This window comes from Halomonas sp. AOP43-A1-21 (genome assembly GCF_052376775.1).
GTDB lineage: Bacteria > Pseudomonadota > Gammaproteobacteria > Pseudomonadales > Halomonadaceae > Vreelandella > Vreelandella colorata.
The window spans coordinates 42,006-55,650 of the sequence record NZ_JBQSWC010000008.1 but is presented as its reverse complement, the minus strand read 5'-3'; the positions used below and the strand labels follow the sequence as shown (position 1 = coordinate 55,650).

Sequence of the window (13,645 nt, the reverse complement as noted above, 5' to 3'; positions counted from 1 at the left end):
GCAGCGCGTAAGGATTGAGTTACGCGGCATAGCTTTTCAAAAGCGGCCATGCTCCTTGCTTAGAAGCTTCAAGAATGACGATCTCTGTAATCGTGCCGTCTTCAGCGTAACTAATATGCGTATTCCAGTCTTGGGAAACCTCTTTCACGGTCCGTTTTTCTGATAGGTGCAGAACGAGAATGTCATCTGCTTCATCATAAGTAGTTCGCATTACTCATTCTCCCACTCAAAGTGATGCATAACAGTTTTGACTACTAATTTTTCTTCTAGAACTGCTGCGACAGATAAAAGGTTGTCTTGACGATTTTCGAAATGTCTTGCTATCCAAAACCGGATATCGTCTTTGTACTTTTCTGTACCCTGTTCTATCAATTCTAGCAGCTCGCTTTCTGTAATGTTTCTACTAGCCATACGCTCTCTGGCATGACGGGTAATATGAATATCTATATTGAAGCGGTGGCTGTACATATTTCAAGCTACATCGTTAGTTTGGATGGTCATTCGTCTAGGGCTAAGCATGTAGCTGGCTTGAGTTAAGTGGTACAGCGTGTCATACCGCGTTGGGCGGCGGGGTGCATAAACATCGGTTTTGTGGCGCGGCCAGGGCGGCTTCGCAGCCGCCTTTCGCGCCGGGCCGCCGCTGCGGGTGCCTTATTTGCTCGTACCTCGCAAATTCGTTACCACGCGCTACAAAACCTCACCACTCACCACTCACCACTCACCACTCACCACTCACCACTCACCACTCACCACTCACCACTCACCACTCACCACTCACCACTCACCAATTCTAGTCTCGGTGATCTTTCACAATCATGATAATCATGCTGAGAATAAACGCGAGGAAGATAGTGATAATGGCGAAAACCGTGCTGTTGTAGAGGCGGTTGGGCTCGGTGGGGTACTCTGGGAACAGCGGGCTTTGCAGCACACTTACCTGCTTCAGTTGGCGTGCGGCTTCAAGGCGGGTGTTTTCCAGGGCGGCTAATGCGCTTGAATAGGTTTCCTGGGCAAACTGTGCCTGAAGTTCCAGCGTTTCATATTCGGCAGATACGCGGTTAAGCGCGCCGCCTGCTGCTTGAGCTAGGCGTTCGCTTTGCTCGCTGATTTGGTCACGTAGCGCAGTGATATTGCGTTCTACCTGGCGCAGCTCGGCGGATTGCGAACTCTGAAAGCTTGCAAGTGCATCCCGCTGTGCTTGTAGGCGGGCAAGGTCGCCTTCCAGCGTGGCCACTACCTGGTTAAGGCTTTCCACGGTGGCCGTTGGCGATATCAGGCCATACTCGTTCTGGAAATCAAGCAGCTCAGAGCGCGTTTCGCGAAAGCGCTCCTCCAGGCGGACCATCTGTTGCTCCAGAAAGCGCACTTGTTCATCCGCCAGACGGTGGCCCATCTGGTTCATATGGTCTTCACCAGCTTCCAACAGCATTTGAGCCATATCGTGGGCAAACTCGGGCGTATAGCCTTGCACCTCAACATTGAGTACGCCAGCGTACTCATCCAGCTCGATATTGACCCGGCGCAGGTAGTATTTGTGCAGCTCCTCAATGGGCGCGTCGGCGTTCCATAGCGTGGCGAAGATATCGCCGTGTTCGCTGTAGTGTTGACGAAAGCCGAGCGCGTCATTCAGGCGACGTAGCATATCCACGGAAAGCAGGTGCTCACGCAGCAGTAGCAGATCGTGAGTATTACCGCCACCACCGCTACCCATGAGTGAAGAGAGGCTGAACTCCGGCGTGGCCACTTGGGGGCTATCCAGTACAACCGTCGCGCGAGATACATAACGGTCTTCCGCCCAGATAAACCAGTAAAAGGATACTAGCAATATGGCAAGCAGCGCGATGGCCCAGTGGGGCGATTGGGTAACGAAGCGACGAAGTGAGTGCATGAATTAGCTTGCCTTTAACCGATCAATAAAGCGTAGGTGCATGATAAACCCTAGGGCGATGAGCGTGAGCGTAAACAGCCAGAAGTAGAGCATGCTGGTGCCTTGAACCACATGGTAGTTTTCAAAAAAACCTAAACGCAGCGTTTCCAAACCATGAGGTATGGGATTAAGCATCAAGTATTTGAGTAACCAATGCGGCAAGCTATTTAGCGGTATAATTACTCCCGAAATTATTAGCAGAGGAAGCGAGAGCATTCTTATCACTCTGCCTACTTCAGGAACGAGCGCGGAAGCTACAGATGCAAATAGCCCCAGCCCCAGCCCCAAACTCCAGAGCGAAAACCAGGCTGCCATAACGCGAATAGCGTTATCCGGGTACATATCCTGGCCGAGCATCAACCCGCCCACGATAAAAATTAGAAAGACGAACGTGCGCAGCATGCCTTCCAGAAAGTTACGTGTGAGCACGGGGTCCACGGGCTGAACCTGACGATAGGCAAACAGCGCTTTGTTGCCCTCTATTGCGCCCATGCCGCGGGTCATTCCCTCGCGCACCAGAAAAAAACCCATTAAACCGGCAATCATCCAAGGAATAAACTCGGCATTGACGACCAGCCGATCACCTCGAATAAAACTGCGAATGCCGACCATAATGGCGACCATGGCCACCGGTTCAAAAATCATCCAGAACCAGCCCATGCGGTCGGCCATGGTTCGCGAAATAGCTTCGCGCATAAACATGGCGTACCACACGCTGCGGGTTACTTGCCAGGGCGAACGGGCGCCACGGGGTGCCGTTGGGTTATCGGCCATTGGGGTGTGTCCTACGTTTGTTACTTGTGCAGGTTTGGGGCGGCTAGCGCCGCCCACCCGCGGGTGCCTCGCTGCGCTCGTTACCACGCGCTACAAGGCCCCGCACTTACCATTTACTATTAACTACTCACCACTCGCCATTCACCATTCACCATTCACCACTAACTACAAATCAACGGCTACACGGGTGGCAACGGCTACTTGATAAAGGATCTGCGTGAGTGTGGCGGCTAGCTGCAGGTTGTGGGTGGGTGCGGCGGGCATTACCAGGATTTCATCGCCTGGGCGCAGGTTCACCTTGCGGGCATTTTCTACCGCACCGTTTTGGCGGACGATCAGGATATGGTCTTCATCCGCCCGGTTAGTAAAGCCACCAGCGCTTTCGATATAGTCGATCACATTCATCCCAGGGCGATACACCGCCGCCTGGGGCACCAGCACTTCGCCGCTTATCAGCATTGAGTCACTAATTTCCGGAATGGTAATAATATCGCCATCCTGCAGGCGAATATCCGAAATTCGGCCATCGTAGGCCACCACCATCCGCCCACTAGGCTCAAGGCCTCGGGCACGTGCAACAAAGTTTTGAATCAACTCGGCTTCTTGGGCACGCACCTGAGCTTCTTCATTGGTGCTGGAGGGAGCGCTTAGGTAAGTGGTTTCTAAACGGCGCAGGCTGTCTTCCATGGATTGTTGCTGCTGCTCTTTGACGCTTTCACGCTGCAGGGAAATACTCTCTACCGCTGTCATGCGCTCCGGTACGGCTATTGCATCCAGCAATTCGCTTAAGCGGGCATTACGCGGCAGAGCGTAACGCGATGGGCCATAGTAGCTGCCTTCCACTTCGACCACGATGGTTTCGCTGCGCTGGTCGGCGCTGAACATGACTTCATCACCGCTGCGAATGGTCTGGCCGTAGAACATGTCGATCGGGAAATATTGTGCAATGGGGCCGCTTTCTCGGTTGCCGCGCAGCAACACGTGAGAAACCCCACTTTTTAATCGCGCCAGATTAACAAGTTCGGCACCGCTTAACTGGTTGCCCAATAGCTCGTAACGGTGTTCACGATGGACATCGCCACCCACCGCAATCGCGGGGCCGCGTTCTTCGACCACAATGGTGTCGCCATCCTGGAACTGCGGGCGGGCAATGGTGCCGTTTATCAGGAAGTCGTAGAGGTCGACGGTGGCTACGCTGCGCTCATTACGCATGACGCGAATTTGGCGGTAGCTGCCCAGGTCCTGGTCAATACCGCCCGCCTGGTCGAGGAAATACAGCAGGGAGTCATTGGGGGTGCCAGCGTAACGGCCGGGGCTATCCACATAGCCGGTTACAAATACGGCCACGGGCTGAACGCCCTGCAGGTTGGTGTAAACCTCTACGTTATCCGGGTACACCGAGGTAATCGCGCGGCGTACGCTGTTATCTACCTGCTGGCTATTTTGGCCTTCAATGTTAAGCGGGCCTGAACCGGGTATAAAAATATTGCCTTGGGCGTCTACCGGCAGTACGCGGTCAAACTCAAACGCGCCCCAGGCGCGTACGGTTACCTGATCGCCCGGTTTTACTTGGTAATCAGAGTTCAGGCCATCGCCCATCGCGCCACGAAACCCACCTGTAAACAAGTTGGCGCCAAACGGCGGCAATGCATCCGGGTTTTGCATGGGCGCTGAAACGGGGCCATAGGTACCGCTGCGCCAGTCGGCTCTGGGCGTATCGTTGACCTGCTCTTGCTGAGCGCGGGCCTGGTCTTCAGGCAGAATGGTATTAGGTAGGCTAATGCTTTGCGCCCAGCTAGCACTGCTTAATGCACTGCCAAGTAAGGCAAAAGATAGAATAGCTAAAGGGCGCTTGGGTGAAAATCGCTTAAATAGGCGTGAAACGTTCATTAATAGCGCCCTTGTAATGGAGTATCCGTTTGGGTAATGGCACGTTGATTTACCCAGCCGTTCGGTGTTTCACATACCAGCGCTGAACGAGCACTGCTACCTGCTTCTACAACCCGCAGTTTTCGGCATTCACGACCGCTCGCCGCCAAGTACGATGCATCGGCGACGACTTCAACGTTATTGCCCCAGGGGCTTGTGGCCAGGTTAATCACGGAACCGGCAGGCGCCTGAGAAAGAAAGCCATTCAGGGTGTCATCGTTCAATAGCTTGGCAGGGTCATTATTTAGTACGTATTGCGCTTGCTGCTGAGTGCCGTTCGGGTAGGTAGCGCAACCGCTAATCACGGCAACGCTAAACGCGACCAGCAGCATACGAGCTGGCCGTGCCATCGATAAAGAGGTATTTGACATAGTGATAATTCCAGAAAAAAGGCACGCTACCGCCCAGGGATTAATACGGGCGCATTCCCTTGCCCTATCCTTTTGCGGGATGAAAGCTGGCCAAACCCCTACTGTAAAAAAGCCAGCCGCCATTGTAGGGGATTCGCGAGTGAGTCTCCATACCAATAAGCCACCACGATTTTCTATTTAGGGGTGACTTACTAACGAGCCTATGCTCTTGTTTACATTTGGCCCATTACTAAGCAATGAATCTCTTGAAATACTTATCTTCATTATGGCAACACAAAAACCTATACACGTAATGCTAATTAAGAAGCATTGCAATGATGCTTAATAAAACAGGCTAGATGCCAATTAAATAGGAAAACGCCTTACAAAATGCAAGGCGTTTTAAACTTGAATTTACTATCTCTGAATTTAATGATTGTTTAGAACAAGTAACGAGCCCCGGTTAACCAATACACGTTGTCGGTCAGGTCGCCCAAGGTAGTACCTCGGTTAACGCTAGGCGCATCGCCATCAGCCACTTCGACAAACACATCAAACGATGAGGAGACCTTATAGTAAGTGCCCGCCGCCCAGGCATTGCTATTATCCTGGCTGTCGCGCTTAACATTGTAGTAGTCGGCCGTAAATGCCCAGGGCCCTGTTGAGTAGGTGCCGCCTAACCCTACGGTGTCAAAGCCACCGCCATAAACATCGCTTTCATCTTGGGTCTCATACCCTAAGCGCGCCGCCAATTGATCAGTGAACTGGTAACTGCCAATCAGGCCATAGAGCATTTCGCCATTGCCGCCGCCACGCACTACATCTTCAACAGCACCTAGCCCAATTTTTAGCGGGCCTTGCTGATAGCGCACACCACCCTGAGCGGCCACTACACTACCCTCTCCGCTTTGCTCTTCAACCGTCAAGCCGCGCTCGCTGTAGTGCTTAAGCTGCACAAAGGTAGTAAAACCATTGAGCTCTGGCGTGTAGTAGCCGATAGAGTCGCCACGCGACTGTATACCCGATGACTTGAACAGCAGCCCACGGTCCAGGTAGACGTCAAACGGCAAGGAAACGAACTGCGCATAAAAGCTATCGAAGCTACCTGCCTGGAACGTTCCGTATTGCTTGCTTGCCAGACCAAGGTAGCTTTGGCGAATTTCATTAAAGCCTTGGTTTGTATTGCGCTCATCGCCGGTAAAGCGCCACTCCAGCCGACCAAATGCGGTTAGATCGGAGGTGACCTCATGGCTCATTCGAAAGCCCAGGCGCGAATACACATCAACGAACTCTGCGCCGTCATCAATTTTATTGCCACTGCTATCGAAATCAGCCCCGCCACCGGCGATACCCATGGAAATACGCCCATAGATATCTAACTTTGTACCATCCTGATCATAAACCGTGGTTGCCTGGGCAGCGCCGGCCCACAAGGTGCCTGCTACAGCGGTTGCCAATAATGCTTTCTTCATCTTGTTCCCTTATTTGCTTTCAATAACCCAGTGGCTAATAACCTGGCAGCTAATAACCTAGCCGCGATTAGCTCTACGCTTTTAATGTGCTCAAATAAAATTTAGTAATGAAAATCATTTAAACAATATAAGCGGCACGAATGTTATAAAATAACGATTTAAAATGAAAGCAAAATGTCATCTAAATACTGTTTTTGTTACCTATAAACCAAAAAAAACCGGCCTCAAAAGAGGCCGGTTCTATTAGGTCTGCTAGGCAGGTTACCTTAAAGCGTGGCAGTTAAGCCAGGCTTAGAAGTGGTAACGAGCGCCTGTCAGCCAGTATACGTCTTCAGTCAGATCCGGGATCACGTCGCCCAGATTGGTGTCGCTGTTGATGCGGTTAGAGGCATCAGCATCAGCAACTTCCAGGAACACGTCAAATGCGCTGGAAACTTTGTAGTAGCTGCCCAGAGCCCAGGACTTGCTAGTTTCTGAACCGTCACGCTCTACGTTGTAGAAATCGCCAGTGAATGCCCAAGGACCAGTGGTGTATGTAGCACCTAGGCCAACTTTGTCGTAACCGTTTTCGCCAGTAGCAGTAGTAATTACGTAGTCGCTGTTGTTGTCGCGAGTTTCGTAACCCAGGCGAGCAGAGAACTGGTCGGTGAACGCGTACTGGCCGATCAGGCCGTACATCATTTCGCCGTTACCGCCGCCACGCTCTACATCTTCAACAAAACCCAGACCTACAGTCACCGGGCCTTGTGCGTAACGAACACCACCTTGCGGTGCAACAACTGAACCTTCAGAAGTTTGCTGAGCTTCAGTCAAGCCGCGCTCGCTGTAGTGTTTCAGCTGCAAGAAGGCAGTGAAGCCTTCTAGGTCAGGCGTGTAGTAACCGATAGAGTCGCCACGCGACTGTTTCGGGTGGCCAGCGAACTCAAGGCCTTGATCGATGTAAACATCGAACGGCAGAGAAACGAACTGGTTGTAGAAGCTGTCAAAGTTACCGGCTTGGAAAGTACCGAACTGGTCGCTTTGCAGGCCGAGGTAGCTCTGGCGAACTTCAGTGAAGCCAGACTCGGTGTAACGCTCGTCGCCCTTGAAGCGCCACTCAAGACGACCGAAAGCGGTCAGGTCGCGAGTAACTTCATGGCTCATGCGCAGGCCAAGACGCGAGTAAACGTCTACGAACTCAGCGCCGTCGTCAATGCGCTCACCAGCATTGTTGAACTCGGGGCCGCCACCGGCAATACCCATGGCGATACGGCCATAGACGTCCAGCTTGGTGCCGTCCTGGTCATATACAGTGGCGGCTTGGGCGGCAGCAGAAGCGCCCAGGGCACCAATGATAGCAGTCGCTAAAAGTGTCTTTTTCATGATGTAGGTTCCTTTACTAGCTTACTGTTTCGATCGTAGCTGCCGGGCTTTTTTAAAGAGCCTTCAGCAGTTGGCCTGTGGGCTATGCTCGTTTTTCGCATCCGTTGGTTTTTCCCAGCGGTATGTGGCATATCCTCAATCAAACCTTGTTATAGTCCAATGCTCGCAGGTCAAACTCTATACCGGGATTCCAGGGAACGCAATAGAAAAAAACAGTGTTCTCTTACGATTTAGGCTTTTTTATGGAACCCATGGGATGCATGTGGGTCTCAGCGCACTTCAAATTTTTGCTGCAAGCCCTTTAACTTGTCTTCCAAGCTAAGTGACTTTTGTGGTTCAGTTTTTTTAGCTTCTGAATGCACAACATTACTAGGTTTATTTTTCTTAGGTGCATCAACCTTTTGTTCTGTTTCATTTTTAGGGTCTTTTTTGGCTACCTCTTGCGCGCCTTTTGTCTGACCCTTCGCTTGCTTTTCGTGACGCTTTTCATTGGCGTGCATAGAGGCTTCTTTGTCGACCTTTCCCGCTGGCTGACCGTCCAAATCAATACGGGCGACTCCTTCACGCACTGATTTCAGATATCGCGGCAAGTTAACGTAGTTTGCCAATGTGCGACGAATCAGCTTTCCAGACCACGGTTCTCGAGCGGCAAGATCTTGATGAATACCTATTTTTAAAGGTTTTGTATGCCCTTTAAAGAAAGCCTGCGGGTAACGTTGGTACCACTCTTTCAAAAGACTATGAGGCGAGGGCTGATCAACGACAGGAGCTTGAGGCGCGACCTCTTCTTGCTCCTCCTGCGCTTGCGGAGGATCTACAGGCTTAGAAACAACCTGCTGCGCTGCGCTTGGCTCAGACGCTGCGGGCTCAGCTTCAGGCGCACGCACCTCTTGCGCAGGTACGCCAGGCTCTTCGAGTGTTTTTTGTAGCGTTACGGCTTGCTCTACTAACTGCTGTTTTAGCTGCGCGTTTTCGTTACGCAGGTTTTGTAATTCGCCTTGAGCCTGCTCAAGGCGCGACTCTAGGCTGTCTAGTAGATGCATTACACTGGCGGTCATACCCTCTCCTTTGACCTTTTTCAGTCAGCGTTGCGCTCATAAACCACAAAATCGTACGGTGGCTTGCCTTCGGAGGGTGTTCCAGCAACACGCTGTACTTCCCGCCACTCATCTGCTTTCAACTCAGGGAACTCAGCGTCACCGTTCACTTCGATATCGACTTCGGTAACATAAAGCCGCTGGGCGTACGGTAACGCCTGACGATAAATCTCTCCCCCACCCATTACCATAATTTCTTCAGCAGCATCTATTGTTGCCTGCTGGTCGGCCAATGCTAGTGCAGCGGGTAAGTCATGACAGACCCGCACCCCGTCGGGCGCAAAGTCTTTATTACGCGTTACGACTATATTAAGCCGGTTAGGCAATGGCTTGCTAATGGAGGTGTATGTTTTACGTCCCATTACCAGCGGTTTTGCCTGAGTCATGCGTTTGAAGAACTTAAGATCTTCAGGCAGGTGCCAGGGCAGATTACCCTCAACACCGATCACTCGGTTTTTCGACATTGCCACAATCATGGCAACGGGCACCAGAGGTTCGATCTCGCTGTTATAAGAACTATCGTAAGAACCGTTATAAGAACTCATACCGCTACCTTGGCTTTTATATGAGGGTGAGCGTCATACGCTTCTATCTGGATATCATCAAAGCTGAATTCGAACAGATCACTTACCTGAGGATTCAGCACCAGCTGGGGTGCTGTTTTTGGCTCACGTGTCAGCTGCTCTTTCGCTTGCTCAAAGTGGTTACTATAAAGGTGCGCATCACCCAACGTATGAATAAACTCGCCCGGCTCAAGCCCTGTTACCTGCGCGACCATGCTTAATAACAGTGCATAGCTTGCGATATTAAACGGCACGCCAAGGAAAATATCAGCACTGCGCTGATAAAGCTGACAAGACAGCCGGCCATTCGCTACATAGAACTGGAACAAACAGTGGCAAGGCGGCAGCTGCATTTCATCGACCTGAGCGGGGTTCCAGGCGGACACAATCAGACGGCGCGATTGAGGCGTCGTGCGAATCTGCTCCAGCACTTTGGCAATCTGGTCGACACTTCCCCCTTTGGGGTCCGGCCAGCTGCGCCATTGATAACCGTACACAGGGCCCAGGTTGCCGTTTTCATCGGCCCACTCATCCCAGATGCGCACGCCGTTTTCCTGAAGATAGGCAATGTTGGTATCGCCTTTCAGGAACCACAGAAGCTCGTGAATGATAGAGCGCAAATGCAGCTTTTTAGTCGTTAGCAGTGGAAAGCCACGTGATAAGTCAAACCGCATTTGGTGCCCAAACAATGAACGGGTGCCCACACCGGTGCGGTCGTTGCGGTCCACGCCGTGCTCCAATACGGTGCGCATTAGATCCAAATACGGCTGTTCAAGCGCAGGCTGAGCGCTGGCGTTCATCGTCATATTTGACGTAGGCGTTGTCACGGTCACAAGGTTTCCAAAAATTGCAGGCGATATGGAGAGGTATTCTAGGCTGCCAGCCTGCGAGGGTCTAGCGTGGGGAGTTAATGGCGGGTGGTAGCGCGTGGTAACGAACGCATAGGTCGTATGAACATAGGTCGTATGAACATAGGTCGTATGAACATAGGTCGCATGAAGATAGGGCACATGAATAAGACATCCGCGTTGTTTTCGGTGCCGGCGGCCATTCGCGGGTGCGCTGACGCTTACACCGCGCTACGATTCATGCATTCTTAAGCGATGGAGAACCCTCATATAGGGGGATCCTCATAGGTAGCGCGTGGTAACGAACCTTGCGAGGCACGAGCAAATGAGGCACCCGCGGATGGCGGCGTCAAGCCGCCTTGACCGGTGCCACCCATAACCCCGGCAGTGTTTCGCGTTACATCGGGGTTTGGGTGTTGGTGGCGCGTGGTAATGAATAAAATCTTATCGCTTAGCATCTACTGGCTGTGAACGAGACCACGCCATGAGTACTAAGCCTAGCGCAATCATGGGCAGGGTTAGCAGCATTCCCATGGTGACCCAACCAAACGCGATAAAGCCGATGTGCGCATCCGGCAGGCGGACAAATTCGACCATAAAGCGGAAGATGCCGTAGAAGAGTAGGAACAGGCCGGAGACGAAGCCGCGGGCGCGCGGCTTGGCAGAAACCCACCAAAGAATAACAAACAGCACCAAGCCTTCAAGCACCGCTTCATAAAGCGCTGACGGATGGCGCGGTTCTGGACCCATGCCGGGAAAAGGCATGGCCCAAGGCAGCGAAGAGACTCGCCCCGGCAATTCGTGATTGATAAAGTTGCCAATTCGGCCAGCGCCCAAGCCAATCGGGACAAGCGGTGCGATAAAGTCGGTAAGCGCAAAGAAGGCAAGCTGCTTGCGGCGCGCAAACCACCAGGCGGCCAAGAGCACCCCTAATAGGCCGCCGTGGAAGCTCATACCGCCATCCCACACTTTGAAAATCCATAGCGGATCGGCAGACCACTGCCCTAACCCATAAAAAAGCGCATATCCTAGCCGCCCGCCAGCTACAACGCCGATAGCGCAATAGAATAACAGATCGCTAATATCATCCTTGGTGAGCCCAATGCGGTCAGCACGCCTGCAACCTAACCACCAGGCGGCGACAAACCCCACCACATACATCAAGCCATACCAATGCACTTGCAGTGGCCCAAGGGAGAACACCACGGGGTCAATTGCTGGGTAGTTAATCATCGAAATACTCTAATCACTCAGGAAGAAGAAAATGCAGCGCGGTTATGGCGCCCATCAGGCTAATACAAAGCGAAGGCCGACCACTGTTAACAGCAGCGCAAAGCCCAGCCTTAATACGCGGGCAGATAAGACGTGAGCAAGGCGAACGCCAATGCGTGCGAACGGTACGCTGGTTAACACAATGCCAAAAAAGGCCGGCCACATAACAAACCCGGTGGCCCAGGCAGGCAGGAGTGGATTGCCCCACCCCATGATAATAAAAGTGAGCGCCCCGACCACCGCAATGGGTAACCCGCAGGCGGCAGAGGTGCCTACCGCCTGGGTCATCGTCGCACCACACCGGGATAGCCACGGCACTGTCATAGCGCCGCCGCCAATGCCAAATAATGCTGAAATAGCCCCCACCACCGCCCCGGCCACCGACATAGCGATTTTACCCGGCGCCACGAACCCGGGCTTGGGGGATAAACCAAACACCATTTTAGTGGCCAGGAGCAAAACGAAAATTCCGAACAGCATGCCCAAGACAGTGCCGGAGAGATTACCGGCAATAAACACGCCGCCAATCGCGCCCATCATGAGCCCAGGTAATAGCGCCAAAAACCATGCGCGATGAACGCTGCCTTTGCGATAATGCCCAAGCGCTGAAGACGCCCCCGTTACCACAATGGTGGCAAGCGACGTGCCTACGGCCAGATGCATGGTGATTTCTGATGGAATATTCTGCAGGCCAAAGGCAAACATGAGGACAGGAACGATAATAATACCGCCACCGACACCGAATACCCCTGCCATGGTGCCCGCCGCCGCGCCCAACCCCAGGTAGCCTAACAACATAGCCATTGCGCTCATGAATTAGGCGCCTTAATGGGCGCGCCGGGCAGCCATTTTGAAATCATGCCGAGTAACTTTTCAGGTTGATAAGGCTTGGTTAGCAAATCGTCCATGCCTGCTTCTTCGCACTCAGCAACCCCGGCATTGTCAGCATTGGCCGTTAGGGCGATGAGAATACTGCGATGGTTTCCGCTTTTTTGCTCGTAGGCACGCCAACGGCGGGTGGTTTCCAGACCATCCAGGGTGGGCATAAAAATATCCATAAAGACTAAATCAAATAACGTGGCTTGTTGGCGCTCAAGCGCTTGTTCGCCACTGCTCACCCCTTCAACGTACAACCCGTGCGCTTCCAGCATCTGTCGCGCCAGCATAAGGTTAACGGGGCCATCATCAACAACCAGTACGCGCATCGCACGACTTTTCGTTGCTGCCATAGTGGGGGCGGGGTCTTCATCATTAACACTTTGGTACACCAGGTTGATGAGCAACGCGCGCACATCAGCCAGGCGCTCACGTATATCCAAAATTTGCTGACGGCATGCCTGACACTCGTCATTTTCCAGGATATGGCCCAGATGGTCGCTGAGGTCATGCGTCTCACGCTGAAGCAAGGCTAAATAGCCTGACTTTAAACGTGACTCCTCTCTGGCACGGTCGCGCCCTGCCATAAGGTGTTTAAGCTGCTGCTGCTGATGGTGTAGATCATCCAGGAGTGCCTGCTCATGATCTTCTTTGACATGCTCGGCGGGGCTATTGAGCCGCTGGGCGCCACTAATCGTGTGCACAAGACCTGAAAGCATTTCGTTGACCCGCGCCAAGCGCTTCAATGGCCGCACGTAGCTTGTATCGATGGCAGGAGTGGTGAGTGCGTTATCCGGCAGTATCGACGCGCTTGCAAGACGCAGCGCTTCGCTATGGCGCTCAAGGCCCTGTAACTCCTGCATGAAGTGCATATCCTTCTGCTTGGCACGGGCTTTCACCAGCATCAGAAACGCGCCCACGTTCATAGAGCTGCCCAGCAACAGCGCAAGCGCCAGCCACAAGGTGGTACTCCAGGAGGCTTCGCTTGGCGACATCCACCAAACGGCGAGACCTACCAAAAGGCACAGCACGATCAACGTGGTCTGGATAAGTAGCATTGGCCAGAGAATGGGCCAGATGATGGCATTCCAGAAATGCTCTTCGCGATTGCGTTGCATGCGTTCGCGCCTTCCCAATTGGCTTAAGTCAATTCACACCGATGAGGTGATGAGCGT

14 protein-coding genes are annotated in these 13,645 nt (G+C 52.7%); all 14 read right to left on the bottom strand.

Annotation, left to right across the window (positions count from 1 at the left end; translation table 11 throughout):
* Positions 1–19: 19 nt before the first annotated feature.
* Positions 20–211, bottom strand: coding sequence for a DUF2283 domain-containing protein (locus ACT3R7_RS06430; protein WP_192538917.1), 192 nt, complete (start codon positions 209–211; stop codon positions 20–22).
* Positions 211–468 carry a DUF4258 domain-containing protein gene (locus ACT3R7_RS06425; protein ID WP_192538918.1) on the bottom strand — a complete coding sequence of 86 codons (258 nt, stop codon included), beginning with the start codon at positions 466–468 and terminating at the stop codon, positions 211–213. The genes ACT3R7_RS06430 and ACT3R7_RS06425 overlap by 1 nt, the downstream gene beginning before the upstream one ends.
* A 322-nt stretch (positions 469–790) precedes the next feature.
* Positions 791–1,888: a chain-length determining protein gene (locus ACT3R7_RS06420; RefSeq protein ID WP_496198875.1), complete on the bottom strand. Its 1,098-nt coding sequence runs from the start codon at positions 1,886–1,888 to the stop codon at positions 791–793.
* A 3-nt stretch (positions 1,889–1,891) separates the two neighbouring features.
* Positions 1,892–2,701 carry an ABC transporter permease gene (locus ACT3R7_RS06415; RefSeq protein WP_496198874.1) on the bottom strand — a complete coding sequence of 270 codons (810 nt, stop codon included), beginning with the start codon at positions 2,699–2,701 and terminating at the stop codon, positions 1,892–1,894.
* 165 nt (positions 2,702–2,866) lie between these two features.
* Positions 2,867–4,591 carry a polysaccharide biosynthesis/export family protein gene (locus ACT3R7_RS06410; RefSeq protein WP_496198873.1) on the bottom strand — a complete coding sequence of 575 codons (1,725 nt, stop codon included), beginning with the start codon at positions 4,589–4,591 and terminating at the stop codon, positions 2,867–2,869.
* Positions 4,591–5,001, bottom strand: coding sequence for an RT0821/Lpp0805 family surface protein (locus ACT3R7_RS06405; protein ID WP_192538922.1), 411 nt, complete (start codon positions 4,999–5,001; stop codon positions 4,591–4,593). The genes ACT3R7_RS06410 and ACT3R7_RS06405 overlap by 1 nt, the downstream gene beginning before the upstream one ends.
* A 419-nt stretch (positions 5,002–5,420) precedes the next feature.
* On the bottom strand, positions 5,421–6,452 hold the full coding sequence (locus ACT3R7_RS06400; RefSeq protein ID WP_496198872.1) for a porin: 1,032 nt from the start codon (positions 6,450–6,452) through the stop codon (positions 5,421–5,423).
* A gap of 291 nt (positions 6,453–6,743) precedes the next feature.
* Positions 6,744–7,814 (bottom strand): porin, encoded by a 1,071-nt coding sequence (locus ACT3R7_RS06395; protein ID WP_496198871.1) that lies wholly within the window; start codon positions 7,812–7,814, stop codon positions 6,744–6,746.
* Positions 7,815–8,083: 269 nt separating this feature from the next.
* On the bottom strand, positions 8,084–8,872 hold the full coding sequence (locus ACT3R7_RS06390) for a ProQ/FINO family protein (RefSeq protein WP_496198870.1): 789 nt from the start codon (positions 8,870–8,872) through the stop codon (positions 8,084–8,086).
* A 20-nt stretch (positions 8,873–8,892) separates the two neighbouring features.
* Positions 8,893–9,456, bottom strand: coding sequence for a dihydrofolate reductase (locus ACT3R7_RS06385; protein WP_193091908.1), 564 nt, complete (start codon positions 9,454–9,456; stop codon positions 8,893–8,895).
* On the bottom strand, positions 9,453–10,280 hold the full coding sequence (locus ACT3R7_RS06380; protein WP_496198920.1) for a thymidylate synthase: 828 nt from the start codon (positions 10,278–10,280) through the stop codon (positions 9,453–9,455). The genes ACT3R7_RS06385 and ACT3R7_RS06380 overlap by 4 nt, the downstream gene beginning before the upstream one ends.
* Before the next feature lie 486 nt (positions 10,281–10,766).
* Entirely contained in the window at positions 10,767–11,555 is a 789-nt protein-coding gene (gene lgt, locus ACT3R7_RS06375) for a prolipoprotein diacylglyceryl transferase (protein ID WP_496198869.1), read from the bottom strand.
* 54 nt (positions 11,556–11,609) lie between these two features.
* Positions 11,610–12,407: a sulfite exporter TauE/SafE family protein gene (locus ACT3R7_RS06370; RefSeq protein ID WP_496198868.1), complete on the bottom strand. Its 798-nt coding sequence runs from the start codon at positions 12,405–12,407 to the stop codon at positions 11,610–11,612.
* Positions 12,404–13,588 (bottom strand): response regulator, encoded by a 1,185-nt coding sequence (locus tag ACT3R7_RS06365; protein WP_496198867.1) that lies wholly within the window; start codon positions 13,586–13,588, stop codon positions 12,404–12,406. The genes ACT3R7_RS06370 and ACT3R7_RS06365 overlap by 4 nt, the downstream gene beginning before the upstream one ends.
* Positions 13,589–13,645: the final 57 nt, after the last annotated feature.

Coding starts and splice junctions, on each gene's coding strand:
- ACT3R7_RS06430 (WP_192538917.1), bottom strand. CDS start 211: ATGCGAACTACTTATGATGAAGCAGATGACATTCTCGTTCTGCACCTA.
- ACT3R7_RS06425 (WP_192538918.1), bottom strand. CDS start 468: ATGTACAGCCACCGCTTCAATATAGATATTCATATTACCCGTCATGCC.
- ACT3R7_RS06420 (WP_496198875.1), bottom strand. CDS start 1,888: ATGCACTCACTTCGTCGCTTCGTTACCCAATCGCCCCACTGGGCCATC.
- ACT3R7_RS06415 (WP_496198874.1), bottom strand. CDS start 2,701: ATGGCCGATAACCCAACGGCACCCCGTGGCGCCCGTTCGCCCTGGCAA.
- ACT3R7_RS06410 (WP_496198873.1), bottom strand. CDS start 4,591: ATGAACGTTTCACGCCTATTTAAGCGATTTTCACCCAAGCGCCCTTTA.
- ACT3R7_RS06405 (WP_192538922.1), bottom strand. CDS start 5,001: ATGTCAAATACCTCTTTATCGATGGCACGGCCAGCTCGTATGCTGCTG.
- ACT3R7_RS06400 (WP_496198872.1), bottom strand. CDS start 6,452: ATGAAGAAAGCATTATTGGCAACCGCTGTAGCAGGCACCTTGTGGGCC.
- ACT3R7_RS06395 (WP_496198871.1), bottom strand. CDS start 7,814: ATGAAAAAGACACTTTTAGCGACTGCTATCATTGGTGCCCTGGGCGCT.
- ACT3R7_RS06390 (WP_496198870.1), bottom strand. CDS start 8,872: ATGACCGCCAGTGTAATGCATCTACTAGACAGCCTAGAGTCGCGCCTT.
- ACT3R7_RS06385 (WP_193091908.1), bottom strand. CDS start 9,456: ATGAGTTCTTATAACGGTTCTTACGATAGTTCTTATAACAGCGAGATC.
- ACT3R7_RS06380 (WP_496198920.1), bottom strand. CDS start 10,280: ATGACGATGAACGCCAGCGCTCAGCCTGCGCTTGAACAGCCGTATTTG.
- lgt (WP_496198869.1), bottom strand. CDS start 11,555: ATGATTAACTACCCAGCAATTGACCCCGTGGTGTTCTCCCTTGGGCCA.
- ACT3R7_RS06370 (WP_496198868.1), bottom strand. CDS start 12,407: ATGAGCGCAATGGCTATGTTGTTAGGCTACCTGGGGTTGGGCGCGGCG.
- ACT3R7_RS06365 (WP_496198867.1), bottom strand. CDS start 13,588: ATGCAACGCAATCGCGAAGAGCATTTCTGGAATGCCATCATCTGGCCC.